The sequence below is a fragment of the Rhizobium sp. BR 362 genome, assembly GCF_036528765.1.
Lineage (GTDB): Bacteria > Pseudomonadota > Alphaproteobacteria > Rhizobiales > Rhizobiaceae > Rhizobium.
Genome location: NZ_JARWGH010000090.1, coordinates 1 through 1,532 on the forward strand (window position 1 = coordinate 1; position 1,532 = coordinate 1,532).

General features: G+C 60.0%; 1 protein-coding gene. It reads left to right on the plus strand.

From position 1 onward, the window contains the following. The first annotated feature begins 55 nt into the window (after positions 1-55). Positions 56-1,426 (plus strand): IS1182 family transposase, encoded by a 1,371-nt coding sequence (locus QDY28_RS30835; RefSeq protein WP_331384856.1) that lies wholly within the window; start codon positions 56-58, stop codon positions 1,424-1,426. Positions 1,427-1,532: the final 106 nt, after the last annotated feature.

A 1,532-nucleotide genomic window follows, 5' to 3' on the forward strand; every position in this document is an offset into this window, starting at 1 on the left:
CTCAGACTGCTGACAAACCCCTGGCTTCGTCCAGGGGTTTGTGATTCATAGGGACATGTTGAAGAAACCTGCTGCTGAACAGACGGCGCTCGAGATGGTAACACTCGATCAGCTGGTTCCGAAGGATCACTTGCTTCGCAAGATTGATGCGGTGATCGACTTTTCTTTCATCCATGATCGTGTTGCCGGGCTTTACTGCCCCGACAACGGCCGTCCTCCACTTGATCCGACGCTGATGTTCAAGGCGCTGTTCATCGGCTACCTCTATGGCGTGCGCTCGGAGCGTCAGCTGGTGCGAGAGATCGAGGTCAATGTCGCTTATCGCTGGTTCTTACGGCTAAAGCTGACGGATGGGGTGTTCGATGCCTCGACCTTGTCGCAGAACCGCCGGCGGCGCTTCAACGATACGAGTGTGGCCCAGGACATCTTCGACCATATCGTCAGCCAGGCGATCGCCCACAAGCTGGTGGACGGCACGGKGCTTTATACCGACTCGACCCATCTGAAGGCCAATGCCAACAAGGGCAAATATGATCTTGCGATGATCGCCAAGTCGCGGGCCGACTACTGGGCCGATCTCGACCGGGCGATCGAGGCGGAGCGGACGCTGCACGGCCAGAAGCCCTTGAAGGACAAAGAGCGTGAGCCGCAGGTGAAGGAGACCAAGGTCAGCCGCACCGATCCCGACAGCGGCTACATGGTGCGCGACGGCAAGCCGAAGGGCTTCTTCTATCTCGACCACCGCACGGTGGACGGCAGGCTTGCCATCATCACCGATACCCATGTGACGCCGGCCAACGTGCATGACTCGATCGTCTATCTTTCCCGGCTRGACCGGCAGCGCGCCCGCTTCGGCTTCGATGTCGGCGCCGTCGGTCTGGATGCCGGCTATGCCACGGCCGGTATCGCCAAGGGCCTGGAGGACCGGCACATCCTCGGTGTCACCGGCTATCGCMATCCGACCCCGCCGAAAGACGGCATGATGCGCAGGTCGAAGTTCGTCTACGAGCCTGAGACGGACGGCTATCGTTGCCCCGAGGGCCAATTGCTTGCCTATGCCACCACCGATCGGGATGGCTACAAGCATTACACATCCGACCCGGCGCTCTGCCGCACCTGTCCGCTGCTGGCCTCATGCACATCGAACGCCAAAGCCATGCGCACCATCACCCGCCATGTCTGGCAAGACGCCCGCGAACGCACCGATGCCCACCGTCTCACAGCTTGGGGCAAGGCCATCTACAAGCGCCGCAAGGAGACCGTCGAACGCTCGTTTGCCGATGCCAAGCAGCTTCACGGCCATCGCTATGCCCGCTTCCGAAGTCTCACCCGCGTCGCCTGCCAATGCCTGCTTGCCGCCGCCGCCCAAAACATCAAGAAGATCACCATGGCGCTCACCAAAGCACCCAAACCAGCCATGACATGAAGGCCAAGGCTACAAACTTCGCCCTGCCTCACAACCAAACTTGAAACAACCAACCCTCCAAAAACAAAACCCGCCGAAAATATCGACGGGTTTGTCAGCGGTCTGA